This window comes from Streptomyces sp. NPDC045846, assembly GCF_056431605.1.
Map to the genome: position 1 here is coordinate 206485 of NZ_JBWKKJ010000002.1, position 20831 is coordinate 227315.

Here is a 20831-nt window from a genome sequence, read left to right on the forward strand (position 1 = left end):
GACACTCCCAACGAGCCGAAGAATGAGGGGACTTGGATCAGCCCTTGACCGCGCCCTGCATGATGCCGCCGACGATCTGCCGCCCGAACAGCACGAACGCGAGCAGCAGCGGCAGCGTGCCGAGCAGGGCGCCGGCCATGATGACCGACTGGTCGGGGATGTAGCCGCGGCCGAGCCCGGTGAGCGCCACCTGGACGGTGGGGCTGCCGTTCTGGGTGAGCGCGATGATCGGCCAGAAGAAGTCGTTCCAGGCCATGACGAACGTCAGCATCCCGAGCACCGCCATCGCGGGCCGGGCGACCGGGAACACGATGTGCCACACCACCCGCCAGCTGCTCGCCCCGTCCACCCGGGCGGCCTCGACGAGCTCGGTGGGCAGCGCCTCGACGAGGTACTGCCGCATGAAGAACACCCCGAACGCGCTGACCAGGGTGGGCAGGATGACGGCCTGGAGCTGGTCGGTCCAGGACAGCTTGGCGACCATCATGTACAGCGGTACGACGCTGAGCTGCGGCGGCACCATCATCGTGCCGATCACCAGGAGCAGCAGCAGGTTCTTGAAGCGGAAGCGCAGCTTGGCGAAGGCGAAGCCCGCCAGGGTGGAGAAGAACACCGTGCCCGCGGCGATCGAGCCCGCCACGATCGTCGTGTTGAGCAGGGCCGTGCCCATGTTGGCGTCGGTCCAGGCGATCCGGAGGTTCCTGAACAGGTTCCCGCCGAACCAGAACGGCGGGGGTGTCTGGGCGAGCCGGGTGTTGGTGCGGGACGCGGCCACCGCCGTCCACACCAGCGGGAACAGCGATCCGGCGGTGAACACGATCAGGACGGCGTAGGTGAGGCGGCCGCCGTGCAACTGGCGGCCGGCGCGCTGGGCCCTCAATTCGTCTCCCCCTTGCGCAGCGTGCGGGAGACGAGCCAGTTCACCGCGCCGATGAGGAGCAGGATCAGGAACATCGCCCAGGCGATGGCCGAGGCCCGGCCGAGGTGCAGGTTCACCCAGCCCTGTTCGTACAGGTACAGGCCGAGCGTCTGGAACTGGTGGTCCGAGCCGCCGGTGGCGCCCGCCGAGCCGTTGAACAGGAGCGGCTCCCCGAACAGCTGGGTCGCGCCGATCGTCGAGACGACGGCGGTGAACAGGATGGTCGGCCGCAGCGAGGGGATCGTCACGTGGCGGAACTGCTGCCACCGCGAGGCCCCGTCGAGCGCGGCCGACTCGTACAGGTCGGCGGGCACCGCCTGCATCGCGGCCAGGTAGATCAGCGCGTTGTAGCCGGTCCACCGCCAGATGACGATGGTGGAGACGGCGAGCTGGGAGGTCCAGCCGCCGTTCTGCCAGTCGACGTGCCCGAACCCGACGAGCCCGAGCGCCCAGTTGACCATTCCGTAGTCGCGCCCGAAGAGCAGCACGAACACGAGCGTCGCCGCGGCCACGCTGGTGGCGTACGGGGTGAGCACGGCGACCCGGAAGAACATCGAGCCGCGCAGCTTGTAGTTGAGCAGGTGCGCGATGCCGAGCGCGACGAGCAGCTGCGGCACGGTGGACAGGACGCCGATGGTGAAGGTGTTGCGCAGCGCGTTCCAGAAGAAGTCGTCGGACAGGAGCCGCGAGAAGTTCCTGAGGCCCACCCACGTCATGTCGTCCGGCGAGGTCAGCTCGACCTGGTGCAGCGAGGCCCAGCCGGTGTAGAGGAGCGGGAAGAGGCCGAACGCCGCGAAGAACGCGAAGAAGGGCGCGATGAACGCGTACGGGCTCCAGCGCACGTCGCGCCGGTAGCGGCGGCTGCGCCGCTCCTCGGCGCGGGCCCGGCCGGGGGCCGTGCCCTCCTGCCCGGGACCGGGGGAGGGCACGGCGGCCGTGGTGTCGCTCGCCATCGTCACTGGTCCAGCGCGTTGTCGATCGCCTTCACCGCGGCGTCCCAGCCCTGCTGCGGCGTCTTGCCCTTCTGCTCGACCTGGAGCATGCCGATGTCCGAGAGGTTCTGCTGGATGATCTGGTCCTTCGGGCCGAGGCTCTGCACCGGGGTGCCCTCGGCGGCCCGCGCGAAGATCTGGCCGATGGGGGCGTTGCCGAAGTAGGCGTGCTTGGCGTCGGCCACGGCGGGCAGCGAGTAGGCGGCCTTGGCGCTCGGGAAGCTGCCGCGCTTCTCGAACAGGACGGCCTGCTGGGCGGGCGCGGTCAGCCAGGCGGCGAGCTTGACGGCCTCCGCCTTGTGCTTGCCGGCCGAGGGCACGGTGAGGAAGGAGCCGCCCCAGTTGGAGGGCTTGGGTGCGGCGGCCACGTCCCACTGGTCCTTGCCGGAGGCGCCCGCCTTGTCCTGGATGTAGCCGAGCATCCAGGCCGGGCAGGAGACGGTGGCGAAGGAGGCGTTGGCGAAGCCCTGGTCCCAGGTGGGCTGGAACTGCTGGAGCTTGGCGGTGAGCCCGTCGGTGGCGAACGCGGCCGCGGTGTCCCATGCCTGCTTGATCGCCGGGTTGGTCTTGTAGACGACCTTCCCGTCGGCGTCGTAGTAGCGGGTGGCGCTGGACCCGGTGATCGAGTTCAGCACGCCGGACGCGGAGTCCACGAAGGCCGCGCCCTGCGGCGCCTTCGCCTTGTACTGGCGCCCCACGGCCAGGTACTTGTTCCAGTCGCCCGCCCACAGCTTGCCGACGGCCTCGCGGTCGGTGGGCAGCCCGGCCTTGGCGAACAGGTCCTTGCGGTAGCAGATGCCGGTGGGCCCGGTGTCGGTGCCGAGGCCGACCGTCCTGTTGTCCTTGGTGGTGGCCTGCGCCCACTTCCAGGGCAGGAAGTCGTCCTTGTTCACCCCGGACGCCTTGGACAGGTCCTCCAGCCTGCCGCTCTGGGTCGCGGTGACCTCGGCGATGTTGCTGACCTCGACGGCCTGGATGTCGGCGAGGCCGCTGCCGGACCCGAGGTGGGTCAACAGCTGGGGGTAGTAGTTCTCGTTCCGCTCGATCGAGGTCTGCTTGATCTCGATGTCCGGGTGGAGCTTCATGTACGCGTCGTAGAGCCCGGCCTCCTTCAGGCCGAAGGCGCCGAAGACGCCGACGGTGAGGGTGGTTTTCGCGCCGCCCCCGCCGCCCGCCGACGGGCCGTCGGCCGCCGGGGCCTTGCCGTCGTCGGCGCAGCCCGCGAGCAGCCCGGTACCGAGCGCGGCCACGGCCGCGAGGGCCGCCAGCCGCCTGGACATACGTGTACGCGTGCGCATGTGCTTCCTCCAACTGTCGTCCGGGCCAAGCCAGTTGAGGCGCGTCGGCGCGGGCGGAAGGTATGCGAAAGGTGTAGGGACCTACTAGTGTGGGAGCGCTCCCAGCCGTGATGTGTTGAAGGGTCGCGGCTGACTGTTGGACTGTCAAGGGACCGCGCAATGACTGTGGATGAGGTTCCCGGCCCGGCCGGAACTGTTACTTTCAGCGGAGTCGCGCGAGTGGGGGAGGCAGACGTGACAGCAGCTCGCACGATCCGGGGCCGCGGTGCGGGGCGGCCCACGCTCGAAGAAGTGGCGGCCAGGGCCGGGGTCGGCCGGGGCACCGCGTCCCGGGTGATCAACGGTTCGCCGCGGGTCAGCGACGAGACCCGCGCCGCCGTCGAGGCCGCCGTCGCCGAGCTCGGCTACGTGCCCAACCGGGCGGCCCGCGCCCTCGCCGCCAACCGCACCGACGCCATCGCCCTGGTCGTCCCCGAGCCCGAGGCGCGCTTCTTCGCCGAGCCGTACTTCTCCGACATCGTGCGCGGGGTGGGCGCGGCCCTGGCCGACACCGAGATGCAGCTCCTGCTCACCCTGGTCGGCGGCGACCGGGAGCGGCGCAGGCTCGCCCAGTACCTCGCCTCGCACCGCGTCGACGGCGTCCTGCTCGTCTCCGTGCACGCGGACGACCCGCTGCCCGAGCTCCTCGAACAGCTCGGGATCCCCGTCGTCATCAGCGGCCGCCGCCGCGAGGACGAGCCGCTCGCCTCGGTCGACTCCGACAACTACGAGGGCGCCCGCACCGCCATAGCCCACCTCGTGGCCCGCGGCCGGCGCACCATAGCGATGATCACCGGCCCGCTGGACGTGTACGGCGCCCGCCGCCGCCTCGACGGCTACCGGGCCGCCCTGGCGGAGGCGGGCCTTCAGGAACTGTCGGTCCCCGGCGACTTCACCGAGGAAGGCGGCCGCCGCGCGATGACCGAGCTGCTCGCCCGCCGCCCGGAGCTCGACGCGGTCTTCGCCGCCTCCGACGTGATGGCCTCCGGCGCCCGCCAGGTGCTGCGCGAGCAGGGCCGCCGCATCCCCGAGGACATGTCCCTGATCGGCTTCGACGACTCGGTGATAGCCCGCCACATGGACCCGCCGCTGACCAGCGTGCGCCAGCCGATCGAGGAGATGGGCCGCACGATGGCCGAGCTGCTGCTCGCCGAGATCACCGCCGCCGAGCCGAGCCGCCCGAGCCTGGTCCTGCCGACGGAACTCGTCGTACGCGCGTCCTCATGAAAGGGCCCCCGGGCCGGGCGGCCCCGGGACACGAAGAAGGCCCGCCCCGCGCGAGCGGGACGGGCCTTCCATCAGGGTGAGTAACGGGACTCGAACCCGCGACATCCTGGACCACAACCAGGTGCTCTACCAGCTGAGCTATACCCACCATGCATGACCGGACTGTTGTGGTCTTGGGAAGTCCCTGGGGGCTTTCCCTACCGGCCGAGAAAAAGTGTACAGGGTCCGGGAGGGTGCTCGCGCACATGTTTCGGGGCACCCTCCCGGACCCCCTGCGAAGGGCTACTCCGCAGGCAGGACGTACTTCGCCGCGATGGCCTTCGCGGTGTCCGAGTCCGGGCCCGGCTGCGGGACGAAGACCGCCTCGCGGTAGTAGCGGAGCTCCGCGATGGATTCACGGATGTCCGCGAGCGCCCGGTGGTTGCCGTTCTTGTCCGGGCTGTTGAAGTAGGCCCGCGGATACCAGCGGCGGGCGAGCTCCTTCACCGAGGAGACGTCCACGATCCGGTAGTGGAGGTGGGACTCCAGGCTCGGCATGTCCCGCAGCAGGAAGCCGCGGTCGGTGCCGACCGAGTTTCCGCACAGCGGCGCCTTGCCGGGCTCCTTGACGTGCTCACGTACGTACGCGAGGACCTGCTCCTCGGCATCGGCCAGCGTGGTGCCGCCGGCCAGCTCGTCGAGGAGCCCGGAGGCGGTGTGCATGGCGCGCACCACCTCCGGCATGGTCTCCAGCGCGGCGTCGGGGGGACGGATCACGATGTCCACCCCTTCGCCGAGTACGTTCAGCTCCGAGTCGGTGACCAGTGCGGCCACCTCGATGAGTGCGTCGTCCGTCAGCGAGAGCCCGGTCATCTCGCAGTCGATCCACACCATGCGGTCGTTCATGTGTCTTACCCTACGGGGCGCTCCGCTGACCGGGCAGACTCGGACGGCCACCGGTGTAGCCGGAGGCGTACAGATCGGAGCTGGGCTTCCCCGGCTCCGGTGCGGTGTGCGAGGTCGCTGTCGGCCCCACCACCGCGCTGGCCGCCGCCGTCCGCCGGGCCTGGGGGAGCGCCTGGGGCGGAACGGTCTCCGGCACCGGAGCCGGCATGGGCACCGCGATGGGGCCCGCACTCGGTTCCGGTTGCGGCCGCCGTGCCCGGTAGGCCGCCCGGTAGGAGGCCGGGGACGAGCCGAGCTGGCGGCGGAAGTGCCCGCGCAGCGCGACCGGGGAGCGGAAGCCGCAGCGGCCCGCCACCTCGTCCACGGAATAGTCGGACGTCTCCAGCAGGCGCTGGGCCTGGAGGACCCGCTGGGTGATCAGCCACTGGAGCGGGGCCGAACCGGTCAGCGAGCGGAAACGACGGTCGAAGGTGCGGCGGCTCATGTACGCCCGCGCGGCCAGGGTCTCCACGTCGAACTGCTCGTGGAGGTGTTCCAGCGCCCAGGCGACGACCTCGGCCAGCGGGTCGGAGCCGATCTCCTCGGGTAAAGACCTGTCGAGATAGCGCTCCTGGCCTCCGCTGCGGCGGGGCGGCACGACGAGCCGGCGGGCCAGCGCACCGGCCGCCTCACTGCCGTGGTCCGTCCGCACGATGTGGAGACAGAGATCGATTCCGGCCGCGGTTCCGGCCGAGGTGAGGACGTCCCCGTCGTCGACGAAGAGCTCCCTCGGATCCACGTGCACCGATGGATAGCGTTTGGCCAGTGTCGGCGCGTACATCCAGTGCGTCGTCGCCGGGCGGCCGTCGAGCAGACCGGCCGCGGCGAGCACGAACGCGCCGGTGCACAGCCCGACGATCCTTGCCCCTTCCTCGTGTGCCCGGCGCAGCGCTTCGAGCGCGGCGGCGGGGGGCGGCGAGGTGATGGAACGCCACGCGGGCACCACCACCGTTCCCGCCCTGCTGATGGCTTCCAGACCGTAGGGCGCGGTGAGTTCGAGTCCCCCTGTGGTCCGCAGGGGTCCTTCCTCACCGGCGCACACCAGCAGTCTGTAACGCGGAACTCCCGCGTCCTGACGGTCGATTCCGAACACGGAGAGCGGAATGGAACTTTCGAAGATGGGGCCGCCACTGAACAGCAGTACGGCGACGACTTCTCGGCGTCGGCGGCCGGCCAGCTTCCTTGCGGTCTCCGGTGATGCGGCAGCGGAGTCCTGGCTCATGGCGCTAAGCCCCCCTCGGTGTTCGCGGCTCCCCGTTCTTGTCGGGCCTGTCGCTCCTGCACTTTTCCCCTCGGTTTTGCACGAGTCCCCAGCCTTCGATACGCATGATCGAATCTACTGCGTCCCGTGGTGCCGGCGTGACAAGTCCGGCACCCAGCGCTATGTCGACAAGGCAACTTGGCGCGAAGCTTTCGATCACGAAGCGTTTCACTCGTGGGCCCCGCAGGGGAAGTGCGCCTCATGGGGATGGCCCGTACCCGTATGGTGCCAGAGGCCGCAATGGTCCTTTCATCCCTGGTGGCAAGGGGGTTGGCAGGCCATTTACCCAAGGAATCCGCCACTGGCGGAACTTGGCCGAAAACATATGGGTCCAGGTGTGCGATCGGCTCATTCGGTGGGTGTACGTCCCCCTCCGTGACGCCCACCGCGCTGCCCCTCGCGGCCCCCTTCGGGGGCCCCTCGGCCGTGCCGCCCCGATGCCCGGAGCGACCGCCGCGCGCGTTCCTCGGCGGCCGCCCGCTCGGACTGCCGCAGCAGCAGTCGGCACACCGCCGTCACGGCCGTCAGGCCCAGCGCCGAGCCGGCCGCCCCCGCGAACGAGGACCCGTACACGACGAGCACGACGGGCACGAGCACACAGCTGAACGCCGCCCAGCGGACGACGTCGCCGGCCGGGTCGGCCGGGGGCCGCCCGGTCGCCGCCCAGAGTGGTTCTGCGTTCACGGACCGGTTGGTACGTACGGTTTCGGCCGCGGACTGCGGTCCGGACGGCCGGCGGCGGGAGCCGGGCCGCGCGAGTCGGGCGGAAGGGTGGGCGACCGGGGGAGGGGGCACGAGGGGGTGCTTCCTGGATCGGGGTCGGGGTGATCACGCGTCTAACGCGGAAGCGGCCGGTCCGGTCACTGGAAGATCATCGATGCCCGGCCCGGACCGGCCGCGGGCGGGACGGCTGTAGAGGGCACCGGGCATTGCCATCCGGGGCGGGCTCGTGCATGCTCCGGGGAACGCCGAGTAGCTTCGGCGGCTCTGGGCAGGAGAGGAGTGTCGCCGTACCCTTGGGGGTATGGGGTTGGGAAGATGATTCCCGGACACAGCTCCGCCGCCGACTCGTTGTTGCTCACTTGTCCCCGCTGTCCCCCGACTGAGGACCTCCTTCGCCGAGACACCCATGGCCGGTCACGAATTCTCCGAACCCGCGGACCGCAAGCAGGTAGCCGACCCCACGTCGGACCTCCAAGCGGCGACAGAACCACGACACTCCTGCGATCCCGCATTCCGGCACGGCGTCGTCGTCGGCTTCGACGGCTCGACCTCCAGTGAGCGGGCCCTCGCCTACGCCATCGGCATGGCCAAGCGCTCGGGTTCCGGGCTGATCATCGTCCATGTCGCCAACCGGCTGCCCACCACGGTGTGGGCGGGCTGCGAGCCGCCGGTCTTCGTGGACGTCCCCGACCACCGCACCGAGGTGCTCGGGCTCGAACTCGCCTGCGCCGACTACCTCGCCGAGGTCCCCTGGATCCTGGTCGAGCGCGGCGGCGACATCTGCCATGAGCTGGAAGAGGTCGGGCGCGAGTACGCGGCGGACGCGATCGTCGTCGGCTCCACGCACGGCCTCGTCGGGCGGATCTTCGGCTCGGTCGCGGGCCGGCTCGCACGGCGCGCGCAGCGCCCCGTCGTCGTCATCCCGTAATCGCGCGTCGTCCCGGCCGAGACCCGGGCGATCTTCGCCTGATGCTGCGTCAACTCCCTTGCCGCGCCAGTGAATCTACCCGTGCGTAGGGGTGGATTGTGCCCTTGTGAAGGGTAGATAAGGATCGCTGGGAAGCAGCACAAACGCGCACGAAGGGAGCCCGCCGTGGACAACGAAGTCTCCGCGGGAAGCATCACCTCCACGCTCGGTCACCTCGCACTCGGACTCACTCTGCTGGCCTTCGGCCTCGGCAACACCCGCGTGATCGACGGCGTGACGGTGGCCGACTCGGTCTCGATCGCGACCTACGTCGGCGGCATTGCCCTGTTCATCCTCGGCGTCCTCGCCTTCCGCGATCAGGACGCGTTCACCGGCACCGCCTTCGCGGGCCTCGGCGCCTTCTGGTTCACCTGGGCCGCGGGCGCGAACACCAAGTTCTCGGCCCACGCGGCCGGCCTCTTCCTGGTGCTCTTCGCTCTCCTGGCACTGAGCCTGGCGGCGGGCTCGGTGGGAGCCGGGCTCTTCCGGCAGGGCACGTACGGCCTGCTCTTCCTGGCCCTGGTGCTCCTGGCCGTCGGCCAGTTCGCGGACAGCGGCTCGCTCGGCAAGGTGGCGGGCTGGGTCGCCGCCGTCGCGGGCGCCGTCGCCTGGTACGGGGCGACCGCCTCGCTCGCCAAGTGGCCGACCGCGATGCCCCGACGCGCTGCCGGCCGGGGGGTGACGGCCACCGGCTGATTCGGCAGCCGCGGGCCGGTGCCTGGGCAGCGCCGACCCGCAGAAGGGCGACCCCCGCCGATGGCAGGGGTCGCCCTTTTCCGTGCGTACGGACTACTCGCTACTCGACGGTGACCGACTTGGCCAGGTTGCGCGGCTTGTCGATGTCGCGGCCCATCGCCAACGCCGTGTGGTACGCGAAGAGTTGGAGCGGAATGCCCATGAGGATCGGGTCCAGCTCGTCCTCGTTCTTCGGCACGACGATGGTGTGGTCGGCCTTCTCCTGGTTCTGGTGGGCGACCGCGAGGATGCGGCCGCTGCGGGCCTTGATCTCCTCCAGCGCGGCGCGGTTCTTCTCCAGGAGGTCGTCGTCGGGGACGATGGCGACCGTCGGCAGCGCGGGCTCGATGAGCGCGAGCGGGCCGTGCTTCAGCTCGGAGGCGGGGTAGGCCTCGGCGTGGATGTAGGAGATCTCCTTGAGCTTCAGGGAGGCCTCCAGGGCGACCGGGTAGCCGCGCACGCGCCCGATGAACATCATCGACTGGGCGCCCGCGTACTCCTGGGCCAGCTTCTCGACCTCCGGCTCCATGGCCAGGATCTCCTCGATCTGGCCGGGCAGCTTGCGCAGGCCCTCGATGATCCGCTTGCCGTCGGCCACCGACAGGTCGCGGATGCGGCCGAGGTGCAGGGCGAGCAGCGCGAAGGCCACGACCGTGTTGGTGAAGCACTTGGTGGAGACGACGCAGACCTCGGGCCCGGCGTGTACATAGGTGCCGCCGTCCGCCTCGCGGGCGATGGCCGAGCCGACGACGTTCACGACGCCGAGCACGCGGGCGCCCTTGCGCTTGAGCTCCTGCACCGCCGCAAGCACGTCGTACGTCTCACCGGACTGGGAGACCGCGATGTACAGGGTGTCGGGGTCCACGACCGGGTTGCGGTAGCGGAACTCGGAGGCCGGCTCGGCGTCCGCGGGGATGCGGGCGAGCTCCTCGATGAGGCCGGCGCCGATCAGACCCGCGTGGTAGCTGGTGCCGCAGCCGAGGATCTTGATGCGGCGCACGCCGCGCGCCTCGCGGGCGTCCAGGTTCAGGCCACCGAGGTGAACGGTCGAGAACCGGTCGTCGATGCGGCCGCGCAGGACCCGGTCGACGGCCTCGGCCTGCTCGCTCATCTCCTTGTGCATGTACGTGTCGTGGCCGCCCATGTCGTAGGAGGCGGCCTCCCACTCGACGGTCTCGGGGGTGGCGTTGGTCTGCGTGCCCGAGGTCGTGTACGTCCGGAAGTCGTCGGCCTTCAGGGTCGCCATCTCGCCGTCGTTGAGGGTGACGACCTGGCGGGTGTGGGCGATCAGCGCGGCGACGTCGGAGGCGACGAGCATCTCCTTCTCGCCAATGCCGAGGATGACCGGGGAGCCGTTGCGGGCGACCACGATGCGGTCGGCGAAGTCGGCGTGCATCACGGCGATGCCGTAGGTGCCCTCGATGACCTTGAGCGCGTCGCGGACCTTCTCCTCCAGGGAGTCGGCCGCGGAGCGGGCGATCAGGTGGGTGATGACCTCGGTGTCGGTCTCGGAGGCGAAGACGACGCCCTCGGCCTCCAGCTTGGCGCGCAGGTCGGCGGCGTTGTCGACGATGCCGTTGTGGACGACGGCGACCTTGTTCTCGGGGTCGAGGTGCGGGTGCGAGTTCTCGTCGGAGGGGGCGCCGTGGGTGGCCCAGCGGGTGTGGGCGATGCCCGTGGTGCCGGCGAAGCGCTTGGGGACGCGGGCCTCCAGGTCGCGCACGCGGCCCTTGGCCTTGACCATCTTCAGGGCCGCGGACTTGGGGCTGTTCACGACGACGCCCGCCGAGTCGTAACCCCGGTACTCCAGCCGCTGCAGGCCTTCCAGCAGCAGCGGAGCCACATCACGCTTGCCGATATAACCGACGATTCCGCACATAGAGTCTCTGCCCCTCCATCGACGTACAAAAGTTCCGGTGTGCCCGGCCGTAGAGCTCAGCCGTAGACGATGCGGCGCAGCTGCCGGAGCGAGAGCTCCGGTGGCGCCACGGCGCGGTGCGGCAGCTCGGCCGCGATCCGCTCGAAGATCTCCGTGTTCACGGCGCCGCCGGACTGCAGTTCGCGGTGGCGCCGGCGGACGAATTCCTCGCACGTCTCGTCGAAGTACGCCAGCACATCGAGGACCACCCGGGCCGCCTCACCGCGCTGGAGCGCGGTGCTGCGCACCAGATGATCTACGAGGTCGTCGTGCGACGACGGGCTGCGGCGTTCGAGCACCCGTCGATACTGCGGGGTCTCGCAGCCGTACGCAAGAATCCTGCCCGATTCCGGGCAGGATTCTCATGATCATCCCACTGGTCTGGACCAGGAGAGGCCTTGAATGCGTCGCCCGCCGGGCCTCCTGTGATTCCCAGGGGCGTTCGCCCTGGGAATCACAGGCGCTTAAGGACCGCCTGCTTGGCCGCCGAGAACTCCTCGTCCGTCAGGATGCCGCTCCGGTGCAGCTCACCGAGCTCGCGCAGGCGGCGCAGCAGCACGTCGTGGTCCTCGGCCGCCGGGGCGGCGGGCGCGGCTTCCAGGACCTTGGGCGCCGCGGCCGCCAGCTCTCGGCGCGGTGCGTGCGGATGCGGCATGCGGGCCACGACCGCCGAGGCGAGCAGCGCCATCAGCGGATCCTTCTTGAAGCCCTTCAGCTCCACCGCCAGCGGGTCGTGCTTGGGGGCGAGCCGCGGGGCGTTCGGCATGGTCACGAAGCGCAGGTGGCCGTCGGCCAGCCCGCGCGCGGGCTGCCACACCACCCCCGTCAGATCGTCGAGCGCGAGGGTGACGGGACCGGCCGCCGTCTTCTTCTCGTCGGTGTGCCAGGTCCACTCCAGGTGCACCGTGCGCCCGTCGAAGGTGACCGTGGCGTCGCCCGCGCCCACCGTCATCGGCAGCGCCGGCCCCGGCAGGAGGTATGCGTCGACCGGGCCGTCCGGCACCTCGTCGAGCAGCAGGGCGTTGCGCACCTCGTCCACCAGGTACTCCGCCACGGCGGCCGTGCGGGTCTCCACGGTCAGGACGTACGGGTCCGAGCCGTCCGGCAGCTTTCCGGCGGTGACCTGGAGCAGCGGATCGGCCCCGTCCCGCAGCCGCAGCCTGAGCCGCCCCGACTTGCGGCCCGGCTCGTACGCGATGCCCGCCACCGCGCGCAGCGGCACCACCGTCTCCCCGAGCGTCCTGCGCAGCAGGCCGACCGACTTGTCGCTGCCCGGCACGATGCGCAGCGTCTCGCCGTCGAAGGTCCAGGTGCCGTCCTTCTGGATTATTTCCGCCATGCGGGGATTCTTTCACCGACCCCCTGGTGTGATGATCGACTTGCGAACCGCCCGCCGCGCGGTCCGGCCCGTCGTGCCGTTCGCCGCCTTGACCACGGCTGGGTACCCGGGTCCCATGGGAAGTGTTCGGTTGCTCAGCCCCCACAGTTGCGCGACCCCTTGGAAGGGAACCGCTTGTGAGACAGAGACAGCGCAGGACATTCGCCCGGCTCCTCGGCTCGCTGGTCCTGGTGGCGGCCGCCGGGTTCACCAGCATCGGCGCATCGGCGGCCCCCGCGGCGGTGGGCGCGCCCCGCCCGCTCGGCCAGATCGTGCCCGCCCCCGCCTCCGTCTCGCCCGGCGGCACCCCGTACACCATCGGCTCGGCCACCCGGATCAGGGTCGCCCCGGGCTCGGCCGAGGCCCAGCGGATCGGCGACTACCTCGCGGGCCTGCTGCGCCCCTCCACCGGCTACGCCCTGCCGGTCACCGGCGCGGCGGGAAGCGACGGGATCCGGCTGCTGCTCGGCGCGGGTGACAGCGGCCTCGGCGACGAGGGCTACCGGCTCACCTCCGACAGCGGCGCGCTCACCGTCACCGCCAACAAACCCGCCGGGCTCTTCCACGGCGTCCAGACCCTGCGGCAGCTGCTGCCCGCGGCCGTGGAGAAGCGGACCCGGCAGACCGGGCCATGGAAGATCGCGGGCGGCACCGTCACCGACTCCCCGCGCTACGCCTACCGGGGCGCGATGATCGACGTCTCGCGGCACTTCTTCACCGTCGACCAGGTCAAGCGGTACATCGACCAGCTGGCCCTCTACAAGATCAACGAGCTGCATCTGCACCTCAGCGACGACCAGGGCTGGCGGATCGCCGTCGACTCCTGGCCCAAGCTGGCCACGTACGGCGGGCAGACCCAGGTCGGCGGCGGCAAGGGCGGCTACTACACCAAGGCCGACTACCAGGCGATCATCGCCTACGCCTCCTCCCGCTATCTGGAGGTCGTCCCCGAGATCGACACCCCGGGACACACCAACGCGGCCCTCGCCTCCTACGCCGAGCTCAACTGCAACGGCGTCGCGCCCCCGCTGTACACGGGCACCAACGTCGGCTTCAGCTCGCTGTGCGTGCCCAAGGACGTGACGTACAGGTTCTTCGACGACGTGGTGCGCGAGGTCGCCGCCCTCACACCCGGCCGGTACGTCCACATCGGCGGCGACGAGGCGCACTCCACCTCGCACGCCGACTACGTCACCTTCATGGACAAGGCACAGCCGGTCGTCGGCAAGTACGGCAAGACCGTGATGGCCTGGCACCAGATCGCCGGGGCTAGCCCGGTCGAGGGGGCCGTCGCCCAGTACTGGGGAACGCTCGGCAACGAGGCGGACGTCGCGGCCGCCGCGCAGGCCGGCACCCGGCTCGTGATGTCGCCCGCCAACCACGCCTACCTCGACATGAAGTACGACGCGAAGTCGCCGCTCGGCACCAGCTGGGCCGGATACGTCGAGGTCGACAAGGCCTACGCCTGGGATCCGGCCACCTTCGTCAAGGGGGTGCCCGCCCAGGCGGTGCTCGGCGTGGAGGCGCCGATCTGGTCGGAGACGCTGACGAACTCCTCCCAGATCGAGTACATGGCGTTCCCGCGCCTCCAGGGGATCGCGGAGATCGGGTGGTCGCCCGCGTCCACGCACGACTGGGCCTCCTACAAGACCCGGCTCGCCCAGCAGGGGCCGAGGATGACGGCGCTCGGCATCAACTTCTACCGCTCGCCGGTGGTGCCCTGGGTCTGACACCGCACAGCGCGAGGGGCCGGTCCGGGCGGAACCGGCCCCTCCCGCAGGGGGACGCGTCAGGCGATCGGGTTCTGGAGGGTGCCCACCAGTTGCAGCGCGCCCGCCGGGTCCGCCAGGTCCACCATCTGCTCGTTGTTGCGGAGCTGGAGGCGGTTCAGGCAGGACAGCGCGAAGTCCGGCGCGAACAGGTCGTACTGCTTGAACCGGTCGGCCAGTTCGGGCTTGGACTCCTGGTAGGCGGTGACGCACTCGGCCACCGTCCCCCAGAACGCGGACTCGTCGAGCACGCCCTCCGTCACCAGCGCCGCGTTCAGGAAGCGCAGGAAGCAGTCGAAGACGTCGGTGAAGACGGACAGCAGCTTCATGTCCTCGGGGACGTCCGCGCGGATCCGCTCGACGGCCGGCGGGAGCGCCGCGTCCGGGTCCATCACCGCGATCTCCTCGGCGATGTCCTTGAAGATCGCCCGCGAGACCGTGCCGTCCTCGGCCAGGACCAGGATCACGTTCTCGCCGTGCGGCATGAACACCAGGTCGTACGCGTAGAAGGAGTGCAGCACCGGCACCAGGTACGCGTCGAGGTAGCCGCGCAGCCACTGGGCCGGGGTGCGGCCCGACCCGGCGATCAGGGCCCCCGCGAAGGAGGCGCCCTCGCGGTCGGTGTGCAGCAGCGAGGCCATGGTGGCCAGCCGCTCGCCCGGCGCCAGGGACGGCACCGGGCTCTCGCGCCACAGCGCGGCCAGCATCTTGCGGTACGGCGAGTAGCGGTCCGTCGCGCGCTCGTACTGCTCGTGGCGGTAGCCGATCGCCGCCCGCTCGCGGATGATCGAGAACCGGGCCGCGCGGAAGGTGTCGTCGGCCGCGACCAGGCCCGCGAGCCAGTCGTTGATGGCGGGCGTCGCCTCCATGTACGCGGCCGAAAGCCCGCGCATGAAGCCCATGTTGAGGACCGAGAGCGCCGTTTTGACGTAGTGCTTGGCCGGGTCGCTGGTGTTGAAGAAGGTGCGGATCGACTGCTGGGCGAGGTAGTCGTCGTCGCCCTCGCCGAGCAGCACCAGGCGCTCCTGGGCGATCTCGGCCGCGAAGGTGACGGACAGCTTGTTCCACCACTGCCAGGGGTGCACCGGCAGGAGGAGGTAGTCGGCCATGTCCAGGCCGCGTTCGGCGAGCCGTGCCGCGAACCGGTCGAGGGTGTCGGGGCCGAGCTCGTCGCGCATCAGCGTCTCGTGGTCCAGGCCCGCCCCTGCCGTGAAGGTGGCGCGGTCGCGGCGGGCCGCGAGCCACAGCAGCCGGACCGGGCTCGCCGTCTCGGGGGCGTACGCGAGGTACTCGTGGATGCCGAAGCCGAGCCGGCCGTTGTTGGCCACGAAGCAGGGGTGGCCCTCGGTCATGCCCGTCTCGATGGCCTGGAAGCCGGACCGGGCGAGCTCCCGGGAACTGACCTGAGGCTTCGTCAGTTTGTATGCGGTGCCGGAGAGTGTGGAGGAGATCTCCTCCAGGTACACCGGCAGGATGGCGTCGCTCAGGCCGAGAGCGCCCCGCAGATCGAGCACGAAGTCCAGTGCGTCCAGCGGGAGTTCACCCTCCGCGCCGTGCCGCGCTATCGACTCCGCCGACACCTGCCAGTGGTCGAGGGCGAGCCGGTCGGCGGTGAAGCGGTACTCGACCGAGCCGTCGTCGGAGCGGACCCGGAATGGGGTCTCCCCTGCTCGAGCGGAGCCGAGAGCTTGGGGAAGGTCGTCGCCGAGCGGCTCGGGGGTCAGCAGGCGCTCGTGGGCGAACTCGGCGAGCGCCTTGCGGACCAGCAGCCGGTTGGCCTCGGCCCACGGCTCGGGGGTGAGGTGGGTGACCGTGGTGTCGGTGGTCATCGTGCTGCGGCCTCTCGGGATCGAACCGTACGGAACTGCTGTCGGGTGCAGAAGGACAGATAGGCGTCCTTCTCGGGCTTGGCGATCCGCTCGGCGACCTCGAAGCCGACGGCCGCGTTCAGCGCGTGCACCGCCTTGTTGGCGACGTCGGGCTCGACCACGACGCGCTCGGTGGCCGGGTCGGCGAACAGCTCCTCCATCACCGCGGTGATGACGGCCCGGGTGAAGCCGTGCACCGGGGTGTCGGTCGGGGCGACCAGGAAGTGCATGCCGACATCGCCGGGCAACGGCTCGTACAGGCCGACGAGTTCGACGTGCGCGGGGTCGTAGCGTTCCATCAGGAAGGCGGGCTCGCCGTCGTGGAGGCCGATGTAGGCGTGGTGGTGCGGGTGGGCGGCGATCGCCATGTACTCGCGCTCGACGTCCTGGAGTCTGGCCTCCTGCATCAGCCAGAACGCGGCCTTGGGGTGGGTCACCCAGGAGTGCACGAGTTCGGCGTCGGAAAGGGGGTCGAGCGGCCGGAAGGTGAAGGATCCGAGGGAAGCCCGGGGGCTTTGGGGGCTCTGGGGGCTCATATGGCGAACTCCTGGAAGGCGATGGACTTCTCGACCGGGTAGTACGCGCGGCCGAGCAGCTCGCCGATGATGTACGCGTTGCGGTAGGCGCCCATGCCGAGGTCGGGCGAGGTGATCGAGTGGGTGTGCACCGCGGCGTTCTGAAGGAACACACCGCGGCCGGTGGTGTCGATGGAGTAGTTGCGGGCCACGTCGAAGCGCCCGCGCGCGTCGCGCCGCAGCCGGTCGGAGATGGGCCCCAGGAACTCCGGCTCGGCGTAGCGGTAGCCGGTGGCCAGGACCAGGCCCTCGGTGGTGAGGGTGTAGTCCTTCTCCTGCTCCTCCTGGCGGAACCCGAGCGTGTACGTACCACTGGTGGTGTCGTAACTCGCCGAGCTCAGCGCGGAGTTGGTGAGCAGCCGGGTGGGGACGGGACCCTTGAGGTTCTTCTGGTACAGCAGGTCGAAGATGGCGTCGATCAGCTCGGAGTCGATGCCCTTGAAGAGCCCCTTCTGCGCCGATTCGAGCCGGTAACGGGTGGCCTCGGGCAGCGCGTGGAAGTAGTCCACGTACTCCGGGGACGTCATCTCCAGGGTGAGCTTGGTGTACTCCAGCGGGAAGAAGCGGGGCGAGCGCGTCACCCAGTTCAGCCGGTAGCCGTGGACGTCGATCTCGGAGAGCAGGTCGTAGTAGATCTCGGCCGCGGACTGCCCGGACCCGACGAGCGTGATCGACTCCTTCCGCTGGAGGCTCTCCTTGTGCTCCATATAGCGGGAGTTGTGCAGGAGGTCACCGCCGAGGTTCCGGCAGGGCTCAGGCAGGTGCGGCGGCGTGCCGGTGCCCAGCACGAGACGGTGGGCGCGGAAGGTGTCGCCGGTCGTGGTGGCGACGGCGTACGTCTCGTCCCGCTCGTCGTACGTCACGGAGGCGACGGTCTGGTTGAAACGGACCGAGCTCAGTTTCCCGGCGGCCCAGCGGCAGTAGTCGTTGTACTCGGTGCGCAGCGGATAGAAGTTCTCGCGGATGTAGAACGAGTACAACCGCCCCGATTCCTTCAGGTAGTTGAGGAAGGAGTACGGCGAGGTCGGGTCGGCGAGGGTGACCAGGTCGGACAGGAACGGCGTCTGGAGGTGGGCGCCCTCCAGGAACATCCCGGAGTGCCACTCGAAGTCGGGCTTGGTCTCCAGGAAGAGGCCGCTCAGCTCGTCGATGGGCTCGGTGAGACAGGCGAGACCGAGGTTGAAGGGGCCGAGCCCGATCCCGATGAAGTCGTACGCCTCGGACGTGCCGCGGGCTTCAGGACGCGTGGACAAGGTTCTCTCCCAGGTACTGCTCGGCGTGGCCGGCGATCAGATCGAGTACGGCGCGAATGTCGTCGACGCTCGTCTCGGGGTTGAGCAGGGTGAACTTCAGGTACTGGCGGCCGCCGGACTTGGTCCCGGCGACCACGGCCTCGCCGGACGCGAAGAGCGCCTTGCGGGCGTAGAGGTTGGCCCGGTCGATCTCGGCGGGCGAGGTGACGGATTCGGGGATGTAGCGGAAGACGAGGGTGGAGAGGCTGGGCCGCACGACCACGTCGTAGCGGGGGTCGGCGGCGAGCAGCCGCCAGCCCTGCTCGGCCAGGTCGCACACCTCGTCGAAGAGCGAGCCGATGCCGTCGGCGCCCATGGTGCGCAGGGTCATCCACAGTTTCAGGGCGTCGAAGCGGCGGGTGGTCTGGAGCGACTTGTCCACCTGGTTGGGGATGCGCTCCTCGACGGCCCGGCGCGGGTTGAGGTAGTCGGCGTGGTACGTGGCGTGGCGCAGCGTGGCCCGGTCGCGGACCAGGACCGCGCTCGAACTCACCGGCTGGAAGAAGGACTTGTGGTAGTCGACGGTGACGGAGTCGGCGCGCTCGATGCCGTCGAGCAGGGCCCGGCGAGTGGGCGAGGCGAGCAGCCCGCAGCCGTAGGCGGCGTCCACGTGCATCCAGGCGCCGTACTGGGCGCAGAGCTCGGCGATGCCGGGCAGCGGGTCGATGGAGCCGAAGTCGGTGGTGCCGGCGGTGGCGACGACCGCCATCGGTATGTTGCCCTCGCTCACACAGCGCTCCAGGGCGCGGGCGAGTCCGACGGTCTGCATCCGCTTGTCGTGATCGGTGGCGACGGAGACGACCGAGTCCCGCCCCATTCCGAGGAGTTGGGCCGACTTCTGGACGCTGAAGTGGCTGCACTCGGAGGCGAAGACGCGCAGTCTGGCGAGGTCGGTCGTCTTGGCCTCCTCGCGGGCCAGCAGCAGGGACTGGAGGTTGGACTGGGTGCCGCCACTGGTGAATACGCCGTCGGCGGCGGGCCCGAGGCCGATGCGCCCTGCCGTCCAGTCGATGAGGCGCCGCTCGATGAGGGTGCCGCCGATGCTCTGGTCCCAGGTGTCGAGCGAGGAGTTCACCGCGGAGAGCACCGCCTCGCCGAGCACGGCCGGTATGACGACCGGGCAGTTGAGGTGGGCGAGGTAGCGGGGGTGGTGGAAGTACACGGCGTCGCGCAGGTAGACGTCCTCCAGCTCGTCCAGGACGGCGGAGGCGTCGCCGAGCGGGGCGTCGAGGTCGATGGCGTCGATGACGGGCGCGAGATCGTCGACCCCCACCCCGGTGAACGGCCGCCGCGTGGCGGCGAGTTTGCGTGCCACCCGCTCGACTCCTTCGGTCACGGAGCGCCGGTAGTGCTCCGCGGTCGTGTCGTTGAGCAGATGCGAACGCATGGGGGTGTCCTCCGGGGTCGGGGGAGCGCGGGCCCTCCGGGCAGAAAGGGGTGTGGGCGAGGGCCGCGATCTCTCGTGGTGAGGTTAGCCTAACCTAAGTTGCGGGGGTGGGGTGGGGGGTTCTCCCACCCGCCCGCCCGTTCGGCTGGGTTGGATCGTTCGGGGACTGGTGGGTTGCTGGTCGCCGTTGGCGGCTGGCGGTTCGTGCGGCTTCTGTGCCTGGCCGCCCGTGCGGTCGAGCTGATCGGTTCGCGTTGGCGGGTGTTGCTCGGCAACTGGCCCAATGCGTCCGATCGTTGACCCGGGGCCGGGTCGCGGCCGGGTCGGGGCCTCCGGTTGGCCGGGACGGATTGGCGCCTTCGCCGCGTGCGTGGTTGCTCGCGCAGTTCCTCGCGCCCCTGAAACCCCGTTCGGTCTGCGGATCGTGCTCGCTTCTCGCGCAGTTCCTCGCGCCCCTTCAGCCCTGTTCGGTCTGCGGATCGTGCTCGCTTCTCGCGCAGTTCCTCGCGCCCCTTGGCGGCACGGTGCTGGTCGGCGCGGGCATCTTCAGCACGTCATGAGGCCCCCGGCCCTTAGGGCCTTGGGGGAGTTTGAAGACGGGGGGCGGAGACTCTCAGGGGGCTGGGGCGCAGCGCCAGGGTTCAGCTGGTCCAACCCGTCGCACGGGTGGGCGGGTGGGCAAGCCCCCCGGGGGGTCTGGGGCAGGGCCCCGGGGAGGGCTACGCCGCTGCGCGGAGCTCGTCCTCCGAGCGCCCCCGCCGCCAGTACCCCACGAACGTGACCCGCCCCCGGTCCACCCCCCGCTCACCGACGAAGTGCCGCCGCAGCGACCGCACTTGGGAGGCCTCGCCCGCGATCCAGACGTACGGGGAGGTGCCGGGCAGGGGCGCCGCGCCGATGGCGTCCAGGGCGGACGCGTCCGGCAGCCATGTCACCTCCGCGTCCGCCGCCGTCGCCAACGGCATCGCGTCACCGGCGGACGGCACCGTGATCCAGACGCGGGCCGGCAGGCCCGGCGGGAGCCATTCGAGGATGGCCGCCGCGGCGGGCAGCGCCGTCTCGTCGGCCCAGATGACGACCGAGTCCGTCCCGGCCGGCGGTCGGAAACGTACCGCCGTGTTGTCCTCGACGGCGGGACCCAGCACGGTGACCCGGGCGCCCGGCTTGGCCGAACCCGCCCAGCGGCAGGCGGGCCCGCCGTCGTCGTGCAGGGCGAAGTCGATGTCGATCTCGCCCGGCCCGCCCGCCGGATCGCGCCGCTGGGCCCGGACCGTGTACGAGCGCATCACGGCCCGTACGTCCTCGGGCAGCGCCCGGTACGCGCCCCACCATCCGGCGGCGTCGTCGGTGGGCGGCAGGACGGGGGCCTCCTGGCCGGGGTGCGGCAGGAAGAGCGACAGGCTCTGGTCGCGGCCCCCGGCGGCGAACGCCGTGAGGTCCTCGTCGCCGAAGCCGCCGAAGGTGACCCGCGTCAAGGACGGGCCGAGCCGCCGGGCCCGTACCACGCGCAGGTCGAAGAGGCGGAAGGGGGCAGGGGCGGTCTCGGCCTGTGCGGGCAT

18 protein-coding genes and 1 tRNA gene are annotated in these 20831 nt (G+C 70.5%); 4 read left to right on the top strand and 15 right to left on the bottom strand.

What is annotated here, in order from left to right; all coding sequences use genetic code 11:
- Positions 1–37 precede the first annotated feature (37 nt).
- From AC07F3_RS05975 to AC07F3_RS05985, 3 genes are read right to left on the bottom strand one after another with little or no spacing between them, the layout of a single operon-like run.
- On the bottom strand, positions 38–919 hold the full coding sequence (locus tag AC07F3_RS05975) for a carbohydrate ABC transporter permease (RefSeq protein ID WP_479111889.1): 882 nt from the start codon (positions 917–919) through the stop codon (positions 38–40).
- The gene (locus tag AC07F3_RS05980; RefSeq protein WP_479110913.1) at positions 877–1872 is read right to left on the bottom strand and encodes a carbohydrate ABC transporter permease; all 996 of its coding nucleotides are present in this window, start codon (positions 1870–1872) and stop codon (positions 877–879) included. The genes AC07F3_RS05975 and AC07F3_RS05980 overlap by 43 nt, the downstream gene beginning before the upstream one ends.
- Positions 1873–1874: 2 nt before the next feature.
- Positions 1875–3209: an ABC transporter substrate-binding protein gene (locus AC07F3_RS05985; RefSeq protein ID WP_479110915.1), complete on the bottom strand. Its 1335-nt coding sequence runs from the start codon at positions 3207–3209 to the stop codon at positions 1875–1877.
- 234 nt (positions 3210–3443) lie between these two features.
- Between AC07F3_RS05985 and AC07F3_RS05990 the strand changes: the two genes are divergently transcribed.
- Entirely contained in the window at positions 3444–4475 is a 1032-nt protein-coding gene (locus tag AC07F3_RS05990; RefSeq protein ID WP_479110917.1) for a LacI family DNA-binding transcriptional regulator, read from the top strand.
- A 75-nt stretch (positions 4476–4550) separates the two neighbouring features.
- Here the strand turns inward: AC07F3_RS05990 and AC07F3_RS05995 are convergent.
- The 4 genes from AC07F3_RS05995 to AC07F3_RS06010 all read right to left on the bottom strand — a co-directional run bounded on the left by AC07F3_RS05995 (position 4551) and on the right by AC07F3_RS06010 (position 7344).
- Positions 4551–4623 (bottom strand) — tRNA-His (locus AC07F3_RS05995).
- Between the two features lie 134 nt (positions 4624–4757).
- Positions 4758–5360 (bottom strand): oligoribonuclease, encoded by a 603-nt coding sequence (gene orn, locus AC07F3_RS06000; RefSeq protein WP_120723249.1) that lies wholly within the window; start codon positions 5358–5360, stop codon positions 4758–4760.
- A 10-nt stretch (positions 5361–5370) separates the two neighbouring features.
- The gene (locus tag AC07F3_RS06005) at positions 5371–6621 is read right to left on the bottom strand and encodes a helix-turn-helix domain-containing protein (protein ID WP_114036720.1); all 1251 of its coding nucleotides are present in this window, start codon (positions 6619–6621) and stop codon (positions 5371–5373) included.
- Between the two features lie 387 nt (positions 6622–7008).
- A complete protein-coding gene (locus tag AC07F3_RS06010; RefSeq protein WP_479110920.1) occupies positions 7009–7344 on the bottom strand; it encodes a hypothetical protein in 336 nt (111 codons plus the stop codon).
- A 445-nt stretch (positions 7345–7789) separates the two neighbouring features.
- Here AC07F3_RS06010 and AC07F3_RS06015 point away from each other — a divergent pair, with 445 nt between their 5' ends.
- Positions 7790–8311 (top strand): universal stress protein, encoded by a 522-nt coding sequence (locus tag AC07F3_RS06015; RefSeq protein WP_114036721.1) that lies wholly within the window; start codon positions 7790–7792, stop codon positions 8309–8311.
- Between the two features lie 165 nt (positions 8312–8476).
- Positions 8477–9046 (top strand): acetate uptake transporter, encoded by a 570-nt coding sequence (locus tag AC07F3_RS06020; protein WP_479110922.1) that lies wholly within the window; start codon positions 8477–8479, stop codon positions 9044–9046.
- Positions 9047–9146: 100 nt separating this feature from the next.
- Here the strand turns inward: AC07F3_RS06020 and glmS are convergent, their stop codons facing one another.
- From glmS to AC07F3_RS06035, 3 genes are all read right to left on the bottom strand, one after another.
- Entirely contained in the window at positions 9147–10964 is a 1818-nt protein-coding gene (glmS, locus tag AC07F3_RS06025; protein ID WP_479110924.1) for a glutamine--fructose-6-phosphate transaminase (isomerizing), read from the bottom strand.
- Between the two features lie 56 nt (positions 10965–11020).
- On the bottom strand, positions 11021–11302 hold the full coding sequence (locus AC07F3_RS06030; protein ID WP_114036724.1) for a hypothetical protein: 282 nt from the start codon (positions 11300–11302) through the stop codon (positions 11021–11023).
- Between the two features lie 155 nt (positions 11303–11457).
- Positions 11458–12342: a DUF4429 domain-containing protein gene (locus AC07F3_RS06035; RefSeq protein ID WP_479110926.1), complete on the bottom strand. Its 885-nt coding sequence runs from the start codon at positions 12340–12342 to the stop codon at positions 11458–11460.
- A gap of 176 nt (positions 12343–12518) precedes the next feature.
- Here AC07F3_RS06035 and AC07F3_RS06040 point away from each other — a divergent pair, with 176 nt between their 5' ends.
- Positions 12519–14111, top strand: a complete 1593-nt coding sequence (locus tag AC07F3_RS06040) for a beta-N-acetylhexosaminidase (protein ID WP_479110927.1) — start codon at positions 12519–12521, stop codon at positions 14109–14111.
- 59 nt (positions 14112–14170) lie between these two features.
- Here the strand turns inward: AC07F3_RS06040 and AC07F3_RS06045 are convergent, their stop codons facing one another.
- From AC07F3_RS06045 to AC07F3_RS06065, 5 genes are all read right to left on the bottom strand, one after another.
- On the bottom strand, positions 14171–15979 hold the full coding sequence (locus tag AC07F3_RS06045) for an IucA/IucC family protein (RefSeq protein ID WP_479110929.1): 1809 nt from the start codon (positions 15977–15979) through the stop codon (positions 14171–14173).
- Complete coding sequence (locus AC07F3_RS06050) at positions 15976–16554, bottom strand: GNAT family N-acetyltransferase (protein ID WP_479110930.1); 579 nt, start codon at positions 16552–16554, stop codon at positions 15976–15978. The genes AC07F3_RS06045 and AC07F3_RS06050 overlap by 4 nt, the downstream gene beginning before the upstream one ends.
- Entirely contained in the window at positions 16551–17846 is a 1296-nt protein-coding gene (locus AC07F3_RS06055; RefSeq protein WP_479110932.1) for a lysine N(6)-hydroxylase/L-ornithine N(5)-oxygenase family protein, read from the bottom strand. Before AC07F3_RS06055 ends, AC07F3_RS06050 begins: the two co-directional genes overlap by 4 nt.
- Positions 17830–19272: a pyridoxal phosphate-dependent decarboxylase family protein gene (locus tag AC07F3_RS06060; protein WP_479110934.1), complete on the bottom strand. Its 1443-nt coding sequence runs from the start codon at positions 19270–19272 to the stop codon at positions 17830–17832. Before AC07F3_RS06060 ends, AC07F3_RS06055 begins: the two co-directional genes overlap by 17 nt.
- Positions 19273–19991: 719 nt before the next feature.
- Positions 19992–20831, bottom strand: coding sequence for a siderophore-interacting protein (locus AC07F3_RS06065; protein WP_479110936.1), 840 nt, complete (start codon positions 20829–20831; stop codon positions 19992–19994).